This is a genomic window from Paraburkholderia sp. J76 (assembly GCF_905220295.1).
GTDB lineage: Bacteria > Pseudomonadota > Gammaproteobacteria > Burkholderiales > Burkholderiaceae > Paraburkholderia.
Map to the genome: position 1 here is coordinate 153,166 of NZ_CAJMZJ010000011.1, position 13,165 is coordinate 166,330.

Sequence of the window (13,165 nt, forward strand, 5' to 3'; positions counted from 1 at the left end):
CGCCGCGGCGCTTTTTACCTGCGTAGTCGTATTCGGTTCGGGCGTGGCTGTGCGCCCTGCCGGAGTCTGTGCGGCTGTCGATTCAGCGGTCGACTGCGTCGCCGCAATGTCCGGTTCGGCGGCGGGCGTCGCGTGCGCCCGCGCCTTATCCGTGTCTGTCCGGGGCGCTGCGCGCCCCGTCTGTTTTGCTGCGGCCCCGGCTGCGCTGCGCGACTTCTGTGCAGCGTCACGAGGAAGTTTGTTCGTGGCAGCGGCCTTTGCCAACTTCCCGGCCGGGACGCGCGGCGCCACTTAGCCGGCCGCCCGCGTTTCGAGCACCTCGACCGCCGGCAGCTTCTTGCCTTCGAGGAATTCGAGGAAGGCGCCGCCGCCGGTGGAGATATAGCTGACCTTGTCGGCAATGTTGTACTTCGCGATGGCCGCGAGCGTGTCGCCGCCGCCTGCGATCGAGAACGCGCCCGAGTTGGCGATGGCGTCCGCGAGCGTCTTCGTGCCGTTGCCGAACTGATCGAACTCGAACACGCCGACCGGGCCGTTCCACACGATCGTGCCGGCCTGCGCCAGTTGCGCGGCAAGCGCGTTGGCCGTGACCGGGCCGATGTCGAGGATCATGTCGTCGTCCGCCACGTCGGCCACGTTCTTCGTCTCGGCCTTGGCCGTCGGCGCGAATTCCTTCGCGGTCACGACGTCGGTCGGGATCGGCACCGAAGCCCCGCGCGCGCGCGCCGCTTCGATGATGGCCTTCGCATCGTCAACGAGATCCGCTTCGGCGAGCGACTTGCCGATCTTCAGGCCCGCCGCCAGCATGAACGTATTGGCAATGCCGCCGCCCACGATCAACTGGTCGACCTTCTCGGCCAGCGACTTGAGGATGGTGAGCTTGGTCGAAACCTTCGAGCCGGCGACGATCGCCACCAGCGGGCGCTTCGGCGCGCCGAGCGCCTTGCCGAGGGCGTCGAGTTCGGCCGCCAGCAGCGGGCCCGCGCAGGCGACGGGGGCGTACTTCGCGATGCCGTAGGTCGTGGCTTCGGCGCGGTGGGCGGTGCCGAACGCGTCGTTCACATAGATATCGCAGAGCTTCGCCATTTTTTGCGAAAGCTCGTCCGAGTTCTTCTTCTCGCCCTTGTTGACGCGGCAGTTTTCGAGCAGCACCACGTTGCCCGGCTCGACGTTCACGCCGTTTTCCACCCAGTTCGCGACCAGCGGCACGTCGCGGCCAAGCAGTTCGGCGAGGCGCTTCGCGACCGGCGCGAGGGAGTCTTCAGGCTTGAATTCGCCTTCGGTCGGGCGGCCCAGGTGCGAAGTGACCATGACGGCCGCCCCGGCGTCGAGCGCGGCCTTGATGGCCGGCACGGAGGCGCGCACGCGGGTGTCTTCGGTGATGTTGCCGTTGTCGTCCTGCGGCACGTTCAGGTCGGCGCGGATGAATACGCGCTTGCCTTTCAATTTGCCTTCGGAGATCAGATCGGAAAGACGCAGAACCTTGTTCATGGGCATGTCATCTTGATGGTGGGAAGGCGGTGGCAAGGCGATGCGGCGCCGCGGGCCGTATCTGGCGCGGCAGGACGTGCTCGTCGCTGGCACGAGCCCGCATCGAATTGCGAGATCGGTATTTTAGCTGATAGCCAGGAGGATCTGAGACGTGTCCTGGCGAATCTCCCGTATTTGGGCAGACGCTGCTCGCCCGGCGGGCCTTCACGCGATTTGCTGCGCCGCAGTATGGACGAGGGCTGAAAAAAAATCCGTGGCATGCGCCCGAAACGTCCCTGAAATCGCCCGAAGACCCCGCCCCACGCGCCCGCGGGCGCGCTGAGAGGCGTCAAATGACGCTAAAATAGAAATCTTTGCCAGACGCAGCCACGCGGCGCGCGGCGAAGCCCCTGCATCAGCCCGATATTTACTGCACTTGTCTGGAGAATCGTATGTCAATGGCCGACCGCGACGGCAAGATCTGGATGGACGGCAAGCTGATTGATTGGCGCGACGCCAACATTCACGTGCTGACCCACACGCTGCATTACGGCATGGGCGTTTTCGAAGGCGTACGCGCCTACAAGACGGCCAACGGCACCGCCATCTTCCGTCTCGCCGAGCATACGAAACGTCTGCTCAACTCGGCCAAGATTTTCCAGATGGACGTACCGTTCGACGCAAAGACGCTCGCCGACGCCCAGCTCGAAGTCGTGCGCGAAAACAAGCTCGAGTCGTGCTACATCCGCCCGATCATCTGGGTCGGCTCGGAAAAGCTCGGCGTTTCGGCCAAGGGCAACACCATTCACGTGGCCATCGCCGCGTGGCCGTGGGGCGCCTACCTCGGCGAAGACGGCCTCGCCCGCGGCATCCGCGTGAAGACGTCGTCGTTCACGCGCCATCACGTGAACGTGTCGATGGTGCGCGCCAAGGCTTCGGGCTGGTACGTGAACTCGATCCTCGCCAACCAGGAAGCCACCGCCGACGGCTACGACGAAGCGCTGCTGCTCGACGTGGACGGCTACGTGTCGGAAGGCTCGGGCGAGAACTTCTTCCTCGTGAACAACGGCAAGCTGTACACGCCGGACCTCTCGTCGTGCCTCGACGGCATCACGCGCGACACGGTCATCACGCTCGCGCGCGACATGGGCATCCCGGTGATCGAAAAGCGCATCACGCGCGACGAGGTCTACACCTGCGACGAAGCGTTCTTCACCGGCACCGCCGCCGAAGTCACGCCGATCCGCGAACTCGACAACCGCACCATCGGCAGCGGCTCGCGCGGCCCGGTCACGGAGAAGCTGCAATCGGCGTTCTTCGACGTCGTTTCGGGCAAAAGCGAGAAGTACGCGCACTGGCTCGCCAAGGTCCAGGAATGAAAGGGCCGGGCGAACCAACGCCCGGCCTCCACAGCTACACAGAGAATCGTCCTCATGAGCGAAATCAAGGAAATGCCTCTGGTCGAACTTTCGGCCAAGGATCTGCCCGCTTACTGCCCGAATCCGTCGATGCCGCGCTGGAGCAACCATCCGCGCGTATTCCTCGACGTGACCCACGGCGAAGCGAAGTGCCCGTACTGCAGCACGCGTTACAAGCTGCGCGCGGGCGAGGTCGTTCACGGCCACTGAGCCGCATCGCTTGCGGCGCTCCGCCATCGTCGCGTACGGCGCGTCACTGGACCGGCGCGCTCGCCGCCATTTTTTCCAACCGCGTTTCGCGCGCCGCCCGTTACGGGAAAGCGCGCGCTCAACCTCTACCCTCTCCAGGACCCTGACTCCCGATGCGCCGCGCGCTGGTAATCGCACCGAACTGGATCGGTGACGCACTGATGGCGCAGCCGCTTTTTTCGCGGCTCGTGAAACTGCACCCACGCATTCAGATCGACGCGATCGCGCCGACGTGGGTTGCGCCTGTGCTCGAGCGCATGCCCGAGATCCGCGACGTCTACGCCACCGACCTCGGCCACGGCAAGCTGCAACTGGTGCGCCGCTGGCAACTGGCGGGCGATTTGCGCGCCGAGCGCTACGACGCCGCCTACGTGCTGCCCAATTCGCTCAAGTCCGCTCTGATCCCGTGGCTCGCCAATATCGGGCTTCGCATCGGCTATACGGGCGAGAACCGCTACGGTCTCCTGAACGTGCGCCATGCGAATCCGTCGAAGGACGAGCGCCCGCCCATGGTCAGGCACTACGCCGCGCTCGCCTACGCGCCCGGCGCGAGCGTGCCCGACGACCTGCCCATGCCGCGCCTCGAGTCGGACCCGAACGAGGCTTCGCGCGTGTCGGCGCGCTTCAATCTCGACACGCGCGTGCCGCTGCTCGTGTTCTGCCCAGGCGCCGAGTACGGGCCGGCCAAGCGCTGGCCGCCCGAGCATTTCGCGGCGCTCGCGAAGATGGTGGGCCAGTCGTTTCCGTACACGCAGATCGTCGCGCTCGGCTCGCCGAAGGACGCTCCGCTCGCCCAGGCCATTGCCGATCGCGCGCCGAACGTGCGCAACCTGTGCGGGCAGACCGCGCTCGGCGAAGCATGCGCGCTGATCTCGCGCGCGAACGCCGTGGTGACCAACGATTCGGGCCTGATGCACGTGGCCGCCGCGCTGCGCCGCCCGCTGGTCGCGCTCTACGGTTCGACGGATCCGCGCCACACGCCGCCCTTGTCCGAGCTTGCAAAGGTACAATGGCTACACCTCGAATGTAGTCCCTGCTTTGCCCGCGAGTGTCCGCTCGGGCATCTGAACTGCCTGCGCGAACTGAGCCCGGAGCAGGTTTTCGGCGATCTGCGCGGCATGCTGCTCGGGCAGCGATAAGCAGAGTAAGCAGCGAGCATCGCCGGCCAGCATCGGGCGGCCCTGTGCCGCCCGCCACGCCGGAAACATCGCACACCCCAATGGATGTGCGCCACGCAACGGACGCCACGCGCGTTGCGCGCGCCCAATAGAGACATCGAGGCGCGGGAGGGACCAAAGCGCCGCATCGGAGCACGTCACAGGCCTGTCTCGCGAAAGCCGCATGCTCGCGCGTATTCGTAGCGAAGCGCGCGGGCAGCGCAGCGACAGACGCGAAGCGACGCAACCGATCATCCGCCAACCCGCGCCAGGTACACGCCGAGTGCAACACCGAGCGCACAAGACCAACGAGCCATGCCACGTTTTGCCCACATCTTCGAAGCCGCCGCGGACACCCTCAACGCCTACTACCAGGCCGTCGCGGAAGCCAACATCGACAGCTTGATGGGTCTGTGGATCGATGAAGAATTCGTGAGCTGTATCACCGCGGAAGGCGCGCATCTGCATGGCCTGTCGAGCATCCGCGCGGGCCTTGCCACGCAGCTCGAAGCGGCGCCGGTGTCGATCGAGCCGCTCGACATCCGCGTATACGACAGCCTCGGCACCGTGGTCTACGCGATCGTGGAAGCGCATCGCCCCGTCGATCCCGGCGCGATTCCCGCCATGGTCTTCACGACCTACGTGATGGTTCACGAACGCGGCGAGTGGCGTATCGCGCACATTCACGCGAGCCGCATGCCCGACGACGCAGCCACTCAGTTCTCGGCCAAATTGCGCCACGGCCAGGGCGCGCTGCATTGAAATAAAGGCGCAAAGCAGGGGGCAGTCATGAGTACGACCGACGACACCAGCAAGCCCGGCGAGGCGGCCCGCGTCGCCGCCGCGCTCGAAGCCCAGGCCGCCCTGCTTGGCCCCCACTACGACGACGACTACCGCGCGCCCTTCTGGCTGCCCGGCGCGCACATCCAGACCATCGTCCCGGCGCTCTTCTCGCGCCTGCCCGCGCCCGCCTACCGGCGCGAGCGATGGGACACGCCCGACGGCGATTTCATCGAAGTGGACTGGCTGGACGGACAAAGCGCCGGCGCGGATTCAGGCGGCGCGCGCGGTGGACGTGACGCCCCGCTCTTCGTGCTTTTCCATGGCCTGGAAGGCGGCTCGAGTTCGCACTACGCGCGCGCGCTCGCGGCCGCCGCCCACGCGCGCGGCTGGCACGCGGCGATTCCCCACTTTCGCAGTTGCAGCGGTCCGCTGAATCTGCTGCCGCGCTTCTATCATCTCGCCGATTCCGACGAGGTGGACTGGGTGCTGCGCCGCTTCGCCGCGCGTCACGCCGGGCCGATCGTCGTCGCGGGCGTGTCGCTCGGCGGCAACGTGCTGCTGCACTGGCTCGCGCAGCGCCGCGAAGACGCCGCGATCGTCGCGGCCGCCGCCGCGATCTCCACGCCGCTCGACGTGCATGCGGGCAGTCAGATGCTCACGCAGGGCTTCGGCATGGTCTACACGCGCAGCTTCCTGAAGACGTTGAAAGTCAAGGCGCTCCAGAAACTCGTGCAGTACCCGGGTCTCTTCGACGCGCAAGCCGTGCTCGCGAGCCGCACGATGTACGAATTCGACAATGTCGTGACGGCGCCGCTGCACGGTTTTCGCAACACCCACGACTATTACACCCAGGCGACGATCCGCCCTTTGCTTGGCGAAATCGTCGTCCCCACGCTCGTGCTGAACGCGCGCAACGATCCGTTCCTGCCGGGCCGCGCGCTGCCCGCGCGCCACGAAGTGAGCGCGTCCGTCGAGCTGGATCAGCCTGCGCACGGCGGCCACGTCGGCTTCATGACGGGACCGTTCCCCGGCCGCAGCAACTGGCTCGCGCAGCGCGTGTTCACTTATCTCTCGCCTTTCGTCTCTCATGGATGACATCGTCAAACAGGCGCTCGCGCGCTGGCCCAACGTCCCGCATTGCACGGGCTGGCTGCTGCTCGACGCACGCGGCAACTGGCGCATGCGCGACGAAGCCGCGCAAGCGCAGAACGCGCCCGGCACGGCGATCCGCCACGAAGCGCTGCTCGGCTTCATCAACCGCAACTACGAGCGCGACGAACACGGCCAGTGGTACTTCCAGAACGGCCCGCAGCGCGTGTATGTCGAACTCGAATACACGCCGTGGGTCGTGCGTCTCGCTGTCGACGAGGGCGGCTTGACGCTCACGGATCAGGGCGGTCAAGCATTTGAGCCCATAGCCGCATACCTCGACGAAGCCGGCAGCGTGATCTTCGCCGATGCGAACACGCCGCCGCGCGCGGCGCTGCTGCACGACCACGACCTCGATCTCTTCACCGATCACGCCACGCTCGCCGACGACGCCCATAGCGGCACGTTTCACTGGCGCGCCGACGCGGCGTTGCCGCTGCAGCCAATCAAACGCGACGAGGCAAGCGCACGCTTCGCTTTCGTGACGAGTCCGGCCCGCGCCGGGCGCGAAGCACAAGCGGCGCAGCACGCCGGCACGCCGCCTGCGTCCAGCGCAGGCGGCTAAAGACCGGCTCAGCCGCGGCCCTCGTCTTTCTCGTCCTGGCGCTCCTGCTTGTAGCGCGCCTCGAAGTCGTGCAGGCGTGCCTCGATGGTCGACAGGTCGTAGTAGCCCACCGATTTCATGTCGCGCGCCTCCTTGAGCTGGCGAATGGCCGAGGGCCACGCGCCGTCGAGCGCGAGCTTCTCGGCCATCGCGCGATGCTGCGTGAGCGCATCGCCGAGTCCCGCGCTCGCCTGCGCCAGATAAAGCCACCATGCGTCTTGCTGCGGTTCGGCCTCGGCCTGGCTGCGCGCGAGCGTCTGCGCCTCCTTGAACCGGCGCGCCGCGATGAGCGCTTGCAGCAGCGAGTCGGTGGCTGCGTGGGAACCCGGCCACGCCTTGTGCGCGGCCTCGCCTAGCCGTACGGCGTCGTCGGCGCGGCCCGAGCGGCGCGCGATATCCACGGCAAGCACGTCGAGACTCGGCGAATTCCGCGTTTTGCTGCCGTCCGCGGCCTCGAACCGCACGAACGCCGCGCGCGCGTTCGCGAGCGAGGCCGTGGCGTCGTCGTAGCGCTCCAGCAGCGTTTGTGCGCAGGCAATGCCGTACCAGTTCGCGGCGACGTTGAGCGCCGTGCGGTCCTCCAACTCCGAGCGCAGGCGCGCAACCTCGTCGATGTACTCGTTACGCGAGCGGTCCTGAAGCACGCGCACGCGTGCGCGCACGAAGCCGTATTCGGGCGCCTGGCGCGGCTGCCGGTAAGCGGCGCGGCGCGCGCGGTCCTGCATGTCCGCGATGCGCTCGCCCGTGAGCGGGTGCGTGCGCGCGTACGCGGGCACGCCCGTGTCCTCCATCGAATCGCGATCGAGCCGCTCGAAAAACGCCACCATGCCCCACGGGTCGTAACCCGCGCCCGTGAGCAACTGGAAGCCGACGCGATCGGCTTCGTGCTCGGCGGCGCGCGAGAAGCGCAACTGGCTGTCCACGGCGGCCGCCTGGCTGCCGAGCGCGATCCCGGCGCCCAGGTCGCCGCTATGCGCGAGCACGCCCGCGAGAATGCCGAACAGCACGCCTGCGAGCGCGGCAAGACCGCTGCGCTCGCTTTGCGAAAGCATGCGCGCGATGTGCCGCTGCAATACGTGGCCCATCTCGTGAGCCAGCACGGAGGCAAGCTCGGATTCCGTCTGCGTGACGACGATGAGCCCCGAGTTCACGCCGATGAAACCGCCCGGCAGCGAAAACGCATTGATCTGGCCGTCGCGGATCGCGAACAGATCGAAGTCGGGCCGATAACCGCCGATGAACTGCGCGTTCGCAGCCGCGGCCAGGCGCGCGGCGACCGAATTGAGGTAGTCGCGCACGAGCCAGTCGCCGATATAGTCGGGGTCGCGGCGAATCTCGCGCATCACGCGCTCGCCGATACGGCGCTCGGCCTGCGGCGTGAGCGCGCCGCCCGAGCCGTCGCCGAGGTCCGGCAGTTGCGGCACCCAGGCGGGCGCACGCCCGCTGGCGTTGCCGCCGGAGGAAGCCGCGCCGGTCTGGCCCGGCGCCGAAAAGCGGCTCTGCGCGCCGCCATAAGTGCCGAACACGCCCTGCGCGATCGAAGCGGGAATGACGGGGTCCGCGGTGTCGTTGAAGGGGCCGCTGACCAGCGCGGGCGCCGCATGGGTTGCGGCGCCAGAGGGGGCCGGGGCGACCTTCGCGGCCGCCGGCTGCGCCGCGCCGGCATCGAGCACGGCAGCTTTCGACGCCTGCGCGTGCGCTTGCGGGGAAACCGCGAGCGAGGCGCACAACCATGCAGCAAGCAGCCGTTTCAGACGCATTGATGACAGGATCGGGGAGGCGGAACACGGGCGCTGCGGCGCGCCCGATGCGGACCGCCTGCGCTCGCGTGTGCTGAGCGACTGATTGTAGCCCGTGCTGCCGCCCGCCTTACAGCCCTTGCCGCACTGTTAAGATAGGTACCCCTCAAGGAAGAACCGACCATGCCTGAACTCACGCATTTCGACGCAGCCGGCGACGCCCATATGGTCGATGTCGGCGGCAAGGCAGAGACGAAGCGCATTGCGCTCGCGAGCGGCACGATCCGCATGTTGCCGGAAACCTTCGCGCTGATCCGCGACGGCCACGCGAAAAAAGGCGACGTGATCGGCGTGGCGCGCATCGCCGCGATTCAGGGAGCGAAGCGCACCTCGGATCTGATTCCGCTATGCCATCCGCTCGCGATCACGCGCGTCAAGGTGGACTTCGCGCTCGACGAAACGCTGCCCGGCGTCCACTGCACGGCGCAGGTCGAAACGCTCGGCCGCACCGGCGTGGAGATGGAGGCGCTGACCGCCGTGCAGGTCGGGCTGTTGACCGTCTACGACATGTGCAAGGCGGTGGATCGCGGCATGACGATCACCGATGTGCGCGTGCTGGAGAAGCACGGCGGGAAGTCGGGGGATTGGGTGGCGGAGCGCTGAAATGACGACTCTCGACGAACTGCGGGCGCAGATCCTCGCGTTTCGGGACGAGCGCGACTGGCAGCAGTTTCACACGTTGCGCAACCTGATCGTCTCGACGAGCATCGAGGCCGGCGAGCTGCTGGAAACGGTGCAGTGGAAAACCGACGCGCAGATCGACGCCCTCCTCGCCGATCCCGCGCAACTCGCGCATCTCAGGCACGAATGCGCGGATGTCTTCATCTACCTTTTGCTGGTCGCGCATACCGCCGGTATCGATCTCGTCGATGCGGCCGCGGAAAAGCTCAAGCTCAACGCGCAGCGCTACCCAGTGGAAAAGGCGAAGGGCAGCGCCGCGAAGTACTCCGAGCTTTGACTCGCGCGCCGCCGCTTCACGCCCGAGCCGCGAGGCTCAATCGTCCGAATCGTCCTCGTCGTCTTCTTCGACCGACTTCGCCGGCGTCCCGTATTTCTTGACGAGTTGCGCCTTGAAATCAGCAAGCGTGGGCTGCTCGTCGAGCAGACCGTAGAGCGAAGCGAGCTGCGTCGGCCAGTCGTGCAGTTCTGTCGCGAAAATGCGCAGGCGCTCCACTGTATCGAATGCGCCCGCCGTGTCGCCGTCCAGCGCCTGCAAAACGGCATAACGGCGCAGCACCGTTTCGCCGGGCAGCAGCGCGATGGCCCGCTGGTGCGCGTAAAGCTTGCTCGAAAGGCTCGCGGAATTCATCGGCAAGAGCGTAGCCATGCCATAGTCGCCCCACGCGCCGAACAGGCGTGAAGGATCGTCGCCATAGTCGCGCGCCGGATGCTGCCCGTAATAGAGCACCTCGGCGCGGTTGTAGTCACGCAGCACCGGATACAGCGCCGCCACGCCGCCGAACACTACCACCGCATACACGCCGAACGAGACGCGTGACGGCACGATCCGCAGCGGCTTCGTCTCCAGCAAGCCGAACACGAACATCGCCGGCAGCAGGAAGAACATGTACTGCTGCGGATATTCGACGAGCGCATGCATGACGAGCACGCCGATCAGCATGAAGCCGAACACGCGCTCGGCGGTGTGCGGCGCGCGCAGCCCGCGCACGAACCACGCGACGAGCCCGATCACGACGATGCCAAGCCCGACAAGGCCGGTTTTCGCGAGCAGGTCGAGGAAGATATCGTGCGCGTTGTTGGCGATCTCGACGCCGCCAAGCGAGCGCACGAGTTCGAACTGATGCACCGGGAAATCGCCCCAGCCGACGCCCAGCACCGGATGCGACCTGAACATCGTCCAGCCGTAGCGCCACAGCGCGAGGCGCGGCGCGATCTGGCTCGCGTCCTGCATGCGCTCGGCGGCCGACTGCGCAAGGTCGAGGCCATAGTGGACGTTGGCCCAGCGCACGAACGCATTCATGCCGAAAAAGATCAGCACGAGCACGACCGGAATGATCCAGGCGCGCACGCCGCCGGCTTTACGGTCCTCGCCTGTTTCGCTGCGGCAGCCCGTGAGGGCGATCCACAGGCCGGCGACGAAAATCACGCCCATCTGCAGCCACGGCCCGCGCGAGACCGTGAGCGCGAGGCCACCCGAATAGATCGCCGTCAGGATGCCCCATAGCAGAACGTTCAGACGCCGCGTGAGCGCGAGATACATCGCACCGGCCATCGCGAACGCGATATAGGTGGCGAGGTGATTGGCCTGCGCCATGTTGCCGAACGGCCGGCGCTCCACCGTCACGTTGTACGCGACGACGAGCGGCGTGACCTTCGTTTCCAGATGAAAGAGCTGGATCACCTGGCTGAACACCGCGAAAAGGCCGCCGAACTGCAGCGCAAACGCCCCCCAAACGAGCGCCGACTGCATGAGGCGCGCACGCGTGATGGTGTAGCCCGCGTGCGTCGCGAGGAAAGCGGCGAGCAGATAACCCGCGCCGAGCCAGTTCATCGATGGCTCGGCGAGCGGCAATGCGAACGTCTGCACGACCAGCAGCAGGCCGAAGAAAAGCGGCACGAGCGCGACCGTGGGCGACGCAAAGCCCTCGCCCGCGCGCGCCGGACGAACGAGCAGCAGCGTCGCGGCGCCCATCAGCACATAGAGTGTCAGTGCAACGAATTCCGCGTAGAACGTGGGAATCGGATAGGTGTGGTTGACGACCGCATAGGGCAGCGTCAACGCGAGGGCCAGCAAGACGAACGTAAGGTAACGCGCAAAATTGGAGGGCATGGTTGGGCGGGGGCGTTCAGCAACGGGGCACTATACAAAACTTTTCCCCCGCTGTGCGGTTGCGGCCGGTTGAGCCACCTCCGCACGCGCCGCGCGAGCTTGCTGCAAGCGCTTGCTGTTGCCCCCGCACCTGGGCCTGAACCTTATGCGCGGCACTCCGGCGGCGCGAGATTGCCCGCGAGCGTTGCGGCGTCCACCGGCGACGGTCCCGCGCCGGGCGCGCCAAGCGACGAAGCCGCCTTGCCCGCTGCGAAGCACTCCCACGTGAGCGTGCCGCCTTGCACGCTGCCCTGTGCGAGCGCGACGCGCGCGGTGGGCGCATCGGCGTTGTCGGGCACCGAAGGCACCAGCACGATCGTATTGCTGCCCTCGGGCGCCACGCGCGAGGTGAAGGCAATCGTGATCTGGCCGGTCGTGTCGTCGATATGCAGCGACTCCACGTTGCGCGTCGCGGGCGGCACCGTGTAGCCCGCGCCGAACGCGTTGCCGCTCGCGGCGTTTTCCGCCACGGCAAGGCGCGCGGAAGCCGCGAGCGAAAGACCCTCGCCCACGCGGCTGCGGGCGAGGTAGTCCTGGTACGCGGGAATGGCGTAAGCGGCGATCACGCCGACGATCGCGAGCACGATCATCAGTTCGATCAGCGTGAAGCCGCGCGCCGTCCAGCGGGCGGCAAGGCTTGCGAGGCGGGAAAAGCGGGCGAGGCACGCGCCGGCGTTGCGCGGCGGCGCACTCAAGGGTAGTACGGATACGATCATCGTCAGGGCTCCTGAAACAAGAAACGCCTGCTCACACTCGTGAACAGGCGTCTTGATCGTATCGGCGGCCCGCTTCGCGCATCAGTCGGCCAGACGGCCTATGCGCAATGGCACAGCCACAGGCGTGCAGTACTCAGTGCGACTGCGGCCCAGCCGTCCCGCCGCGCCGCGCGTTGCGGCGCCTGAGCCAGGTCCCGAGCGCGACGACGAACACCGCGCCCGCCACGCACATGCCGTATTCGGCCACCGGCGTATCGAGCAGCGGCCAGCGGTCGCCGGCGGGATCGTTGACGATCAGGCCGCCCGCAATCCAGCCGAGCAGCGCCGCGCCGAGCGTGACGATCACCGGGTAGCGGTCGAGCAGCTTGAGCACGAGCTGGCTGCCCCACACGATGAGCGGAATACTCACCATCAGCCCGAAGATCACGAGCGCGATGCGATGGCGCGGGTCGGCCGCTTCGGCCGCGCCGGCAATCGCCACCACGTTGTCGAGGCTCATCACCGCGTCGGCGACGACGATCGTCTTGATCGCGCCCATCAGCTTGTCGGCGGGCTTCACGTTGGCGTGTTCGAGATGGCTGGGCGCGAGCAGCCGCACGCCGATCCAGAGCAACAGCAAGCCGCCCGTGAACTTGAGAAACGGCACGTTGAGCAGCACCACCGCGAAGGCGATCAGCACCACGCGCAGCGCGATCGCGCCGGCGGTGCCCCACAGAATGCCGCGCATGCGCTGCTGCGAAGGCAGGTCGCGGCAGGCGAGCGCGATCACCACGGCGTTGTCGCCGCCGAGCAGGATGTCGATGACGATGATCTGGATGACAGCGCCCCAATGGAGCGTCGCGAAGAAGTCGAGCATGGAAGCCGCAGAACGTGAGAAAAGCGCGTGCGGAGCAGGCGCAAATAAAAAAGCGAGGAGGCCATGACTGGCTCCCTCGCTTTTTGTTCGGAAACCTCGTGAAAGGATTCCGCAAGCATATCAAAAAACGCTGG

Annotated in this window: 13 protein-coding genes; 8 read left to right on the forward strand and 5 right to left on the reverse strand. The window is 66.9% G+C overall.

What is annotated here, in order from left to right:
• Positions 1–291 precede the first annotated feature (291 nt).
• A complete protein-coding gene (locus tag U5768_RS21410) occupies positions 292–1,491 on the reverse strand; it encodes a phosphoglycerate kinase (RefSeq protein WP_322032395.1) in 1,200 nt (399 codons plus the stop codon).
• 431 nt (positions 1,492–1,922) lie between these two features.
• Here U5768_RS21410 and U5768_RS21415 point away from each other — a divergent pair, with 431 nt between their 5' ends.
• The 6 genes from U5768_RS21415 to U5768_RS21440 all read left to right on the forward strand — a co-directional run bounded on the left by U5768_RS21415 (position 1,923) and on the right by U5768_RS21440 (position 6,791).
• Entirely contained in the window at positions 1,923–2,849 is a 927-nt protein-coding gene (locus tag U5768_RS21415; protein WP_322032396.1) for a branched-chain amino acid transaminase, read from the forward strand.
• Positions 2,850–2,903: 54 nt separating this feature from the next.
• On the forward strand, positions 2,904–3,098 hold the full coding sequence (locus tag U5768_RS21420) for a zinc-finger domain-containing protein (RefSeq protein ID WP_028205950.1): 195 nt from the start codon (positions 2,904–2,906) through the stop codon (positions 3,096–3,098).
• A 152-nt stretch (positions 3,099–3,250) separates the two neighbouring features.
• On the forward strand, positions 3,251–4,276 hold the full coding sequence (gene waaF, locus U5768_RS21425) for a lipopolysaccharide heptosyltransferase II (protein ID WP_322032397.1): 1,026 nt from the start codon (positions 3,251–3,253) through the stop codon (positions 4,274–4,276).
• A 333-nt stretch (positions 4,277–4,609) separates the two neighbouring features.
• Complete coding sequence (locus U5768_RS21430; protein WP_322032398.1) at positions 4,610–5,056, forward strand: nuclear transport factor 2 family protein; 447 nt, start codon at positions 4,610–4,612, stop codon at positions 5,054–5,056.
• 27 nt (positions 5,057–5,083) lie between these two features.
• Complete coding sequence (locus U5768_RS21435; RefSeq protein ID WP_322032399.1) at positions 5,084–6,172, forward strand: YheT family hydrolase; 1,089 nt, start codon at positions 5,084–5,086, stop codon at positions 6,170–6,172.
• Positions 6,165–6,791, forward strand: coding sequence for a DUF2946 family protein (locus tag U5768_RS21440; RefSeq protein WP_322032400.1), 627 nt, complete (start codon positions 6,165–6,167; stop codon positions 6,789–6,791). Before U5768_RS21435 ends, U5768_RS21440 begins: the two co-directional genes overlap by 8 nt.
• A gap of 8 nt (positions 6,792–6,799) precedes the next feature.
• Here U5768_RS21440 and U5768_RS21445 read toward each other — a convergent pair whose 3' ends face one another.
• Complete coding sequence (locus tag U5768_RS21445; protein ID WP_322032401.1) at positions 6,800–8,590, reverse strand: M48 family metalloprotease; 1,791 nt, start codon at positions 8,588–8,590, stop codon at positions 6,800–6,802.
• Between the two features lie 162 nt (positions 8,591–8,752).
• On the opposite strand from U5768_RS21445, the gene moaC reads away from it, so the two are divergent.
• Positions 8,753–9,232 (forward strand): cyclic pyranopterin monophosphate synthase MoaC, encoded by a 480-nt coding sequence (moaC, locus tag U5768_RS21450; protein WP_254336372.1) that lies wholly within the window; start codon positions 8,753–8,755, stop codon positions 9,230–9,232.
• A gap of 1 nt (position 9,233) precedes the next feature.
• Entirely contained in the window at positions 9,234–9,587 is a 354-nt protein-coding gene (locus U5768_RS21455; protein WP_322032402.1) for a nucleotide pyrophosphohydrolase, read from the forward strand.
• Between the two features lie 36 nt (positions 9,588–9,623).
• Here the strand turns inward: U5768_RS21455 and U5768_RS21460 are convergent, their stop codons facing one another.
• The 3 genes from U5768_RS21460 to U5768_RS21470 form a co-directional block, all read right to left on the reverse strand.
• Entirely contained in the window at positions 9,624–11,420 is a 1,797-nt protein-coding gene (locus tag U5768_RS21460; protein ID WP_322032403.1) for a PglL family O-oligosaccharyltransferase, read from the reverse strand.
• Between the two features lie 143 nt (positions 11,421–11,563).
• Positions 11,564–12,175 carry a pilin gene (locus U5768_RS21465; protein ID WP_322032404.1) on the reverse strand — a complete coding sequence of 204 codons (612 nt, stop codon included), beginning with the start codon at positions 12,173–12,175 and terminating at the stop codon, positions 11,564–11,566.
• 133 nt (positions 12,176–12,308) lie between these two features.
• Positions 12,309–13,031, reverse strand: a complete 723-nt coding sequence (locus U5768_RS21470; RefSeq protein WP_322032405.1) for a TerC family protein — start codon at positions 13,029–13,031, stop codon at positions 12,309–12,311.
• Between the last annotated feature and the right edge of the window lie 134 nt (positions 13,032–13,165).

Excerpts from the sequence above, each read along its gene's own strand:
- U5768_RS21460 (WP_322032403.1), bottom strand. The coding sequence starts at position 11,420 with ATGCCCTCCAATTTTGCGCGTTACCTTACGTTCGTCTTGCTGGCCCTC.
- U5768_RS21465 (WP_322032404.1), bottom strand. The coding sequence starts at position 12,175 with ATGATCGTATCCGTACTACCCTTGAGTGCGCCGCCGCGCAACGCCGGC.
- U5768_RS21470 (WP_322032405.1), bottom strand. The coding sequence starts at position 13,031 with ATGCTCGACTTCTTCGCGACGCTCCATTGGGGCGCTGTCATCCAGATC.
- U5768_RS21455 (WP_322032402.1), top strand. The coding sequence starts at position 9,234 with ATGACGACTCTCGACGAACTGCGGGCGCAGATCCTCGCGTTTCGGGAC.
- U5768_RS21410 (WP_322032395.1), bottom strand. The coding sequence starts at position 1,491 with ATGAACAAGGTTCTGCGTCTTTCCGATCTGATCTCCGAAGGCAAATTG.
- U5768_RS21430 (WP_322032398.1), top strand. The coding sequence starts at position 4,610 with ATGCCACGTTTTGCCCACATCTTCGAAGCCGCCGCGGACACCCTCAAC.
- U5768_RS21435 (WP_322032399.1), top strand. The coding sequence starts at position 5,084 with ATGAGTACGACCGACGACACCAGCAAGCCCGGCGAGGCGGCCCGCGTC.
- U5768_RS21420 (WP_028205950.1), top strand. The coding sequence starts at position 2,904 with ATGAGCGAAATCAAGGAAATGCCTCTGGTCGAACTTTCGGCCAAGGAT.
- U5768_RS21440 (WP_322032400.1), top strand. The coding sequence starts at position 6,165 with ATGGATGACATCGTCAAACAGGCGCTCGCGCGCTGGCCCAACGTCCCG.
- U5768_RS21445 (WP_322032401.1), bottom strand. The coding sequence starts at position 8,590 with ATGCGTCTGAAACGGCTGCTTGCTGCATGGTTGTGCGCCTCGCTCGCG.
- moaC (WP_254336372.1), top strand. The coding sequence starts at position 8,753 with ATGCCTGAACTCACGCATTTCGACGCAGCCGGCGACGCCCATATGGTC.
- waaF (WP_322032397.1), top strand. The coding sequence starts at position 3,251 with ATGCGCCGCGCGCTGGTAATCGCACCGAACTGGATCGGTGACGCACTG.
- U5768_RS21415 (WP_322032396.1), top strand. The coding sequence starts at position 1,923 with ATGTCAATGGCCGACCGCGACGGCAAGATCTGGATGGACGGCAAGCTG.